Raw genomic sequence first — 2,595 nt, 5'->3', positions numbered from 1 at the left:
GTCGAGCACGATGACATCGGCATTCCTGCCAAGCGCGGCAAGTGCGGCCGAAAACCCGCCGATGAAGGCGACATCGGCCGAACCCTCGAGGATGTCGCGGCCCGGGTCGTCGCCGGTGTGGACAAGCAGGTCCGCGTCGGCGATGCGGCCCTCGAAGACGCCGGGCGCGGAGATGGCCTCACCGTCGGCGCCGCCATAGGCATGCGAGGTTGCTTCGAGATAGGCGCGGCCGATCTCTTCGCGCGCGCTCCATTCGCCGCGCGACAGCAATTCCTCGACTCCGGCGCCGTAAGTGCCGGGCGAGGTGCCGAAAATGCGCGGACCAATTTTGCCTTGGGCACGGGCCGCGGCGGCAAGCGGATTTTCCGAATCGTCCTCGTCGCGACCGGCGACGGCGCTGGCGGCGGCGCCGATCAGCGCGATCTGGGTCGGGAACATATCGCGAAACAGGCCGGAGATGCGCCAGGTGACGTCGACGCGCGGGCGGCCGAGGGCGGCCGGCGGCATCACCTCGATGCCGGTGACGCGGCCCGTTGCGGCATCCCATTGCGGCCGGCAGCCCATCAGCGCCAGGCCTTGCGCGATCTCCTCGCCGCCGGTGCGCAACGAGGCGGAGCCCCAGAGGTCGATGACCAACGAGCGCGGCCAGTCGCCATGGCTCTGCATGTAGCTGCGCACGACTTCTTCCGCCGCCGCCTGCCCGAGATCATAGGCCGTCGACGTCGGCATGGTGCGCGGATCGGAGGTGAAAAGGTTGCGGCCGGTGGGCAGGACATCGGAACGACCGCGCGCCGGCGCGCCTGCCGGTCCGGCCTTGATGTGACGCCCGTCGAGCGCAGCGAGCAGGGCGTCTTTTTCGGTCTCGGCGCTTTGGCGGCGCAGTGGATCGGCCTCTTCTTCCGGCGCGCGGCCATAGACATGCAGCCCGTCCTTGACGGCAAAATCCTTGAGGTCGCACAGCCACGCGTCGATGCGGCGCAGCGCCTCGTCCGGCACATCGGTTCCGGCAACTCCGGCTTCGGCAGCCAGCCCGGATTTCTCCGCTGTCTCGACGATGAGCCTGGCCAGACGGTCGCGGCGGCGGCGGTCGAGCCCGTCGGCTTGTGCGTATTCGTCGACCAGCCGCTCAAGCCTCTGTTGCGCCTCGTCGAGCCCGGCGCCGGTCAGCGGCGGCGGCAGGTGACCGAGCGTGACGGCCGAGATGCGGCGCTTGGCCTGCGCCGCCTCGCCGGGATTGGAGACGATGAAGGGATAGACAACCGGCAGCGAGCCGGTGACGATCTCGGGAAAGCAGGTGTCGGAGAGCGCGACCGTCTTGCCCGGCAGCCATTCCAGCGTGCCATGCGCGCCGACATGGACGATGGCGTGGACGCCGAGCGACTTTTGCAACCACAGGCCGAAGGCGATCAGCTCGTGGCGCGGGGGAAGGGTCGGGTCATGGTAGTCAGCGCGGCGGTCTGCGGAGCGGCCACGGTCGGGGGCCAGCGCCACGGTGACGTTGCCAAAGATGGCGGCGCGGAAGGGGAAGCTTGCGGAAGGAGGCGCTTGAACACCCCCCTCTGTCCTGCCGGACATCTCCCCCTCAAGGGGGGAGATTGGCAGTTTCGCTGACGGCGCTTCTCCTCCAGCGTTGATGATTGGCGAAAGCATCGATGCAGGCGCAATCTCCCCCCTAGAGGTGGAGATGTCCGGCAGGACAGAGGGGGGCGCATTGACGTGAGCTTTGTCGTTGGCTCTCCCCCACGCTGCCTCAACCGTGTCGCGTGCACCTTCGGGAAGCGCTGCCGAAAAGGCGAGATATTCCTGTAAGGTGAGACCAAGTCCACCCACCTCCAACACATCCAGCAGCCCGCGTGGCGATTGTGGAATCCCATCAACCGCATAGCCCTGTTCCTTCAGGTCCTGCAGCATGGCGAGCACGCTCGACGGCACATCCAGGCCGACAGCATAGCCGGTGCGTCCGGGCGCGCTTGGATAATCCGGAATCAGGATCGCCAGCTTGCGTTCCGCCCGCTCCGTCCGTTGAAGGCGAATGATCGCCGCGACGCGAGCGGCGACCTGGGCGACGCGATCCGTTTCCGGTCGGTTGGCGAAGGCGCGGAAGGCCAGCGCCGGATCGGCGTCGATCTCGCCCTTGAAGGAGATCGCGCCGGCGAGGATACGGCCATCGAGCTCGGGCAGCACGACATGCATGGCAAGGTCGGCGGGCGCCAGGCCGCGCTGGTTTTTCTCCCAGACTTCGCGCCGCGTCGTGGCGACGATGACCTGGAACACGGGCACGCCGGCACGGTCGAAGAGCGTTTCGGCACCAGGCTCGGCACCGGAAGCGAAGGCGGTTGCAGTGACGATGGCGGACGGGTTCAACGAGGTGATGGCGGTTTCGACGAAAGCCAGCGATACCGGGTCCTTGAGGCTCGAAACAAAGATCGGCATTGGCGTCATGCCCTGCGAGCGAAGGGCATCTGCGAGTGCATCGATTGGCGCGACGTCCGCGGCAAGCAGCATCGAGCGGTAGAAGAGGATGGGGATGACGGGGGCACCGACGCTGTCGATGTTGAGCTCCGCCACACCCCCCTCTCTCCTGCCGGACAGAGG

The 2,595-nt window shown here is 67.4% G+C and carries 1 protein-coding gene; it reads right to left on the bottom strand.

Annotated features, from left to right (window positions below; translation table 11 throughout):
• Nucleotides 1–2,568, bottom strand: a 2,568-nt coding sequence (locus tag EOA49_RS31430) for a cobaltochelatase subunit CobN (protein ID WP_245460855.1), incomplete at its 3' end; no start/stop codon positions are given.
• Nucleotides 2,569–2,595: the final 27 nt, after the last annotated feature.

This window comes from Mesorhizobium sp. M1A.F.Ca.IN.020.04.1.1 (genome assembly GCF_003997315.1).
Taxonomy (GTDB): domain Bacteria; phylum Pseudomonadota; class Alphaproteobacteria; order Rhizobiales; family Rhizobiaceae; genus Mesorhizobium.
This window is presented reverse-complemented; position numbering and strand designations above follow the sequence as displayed.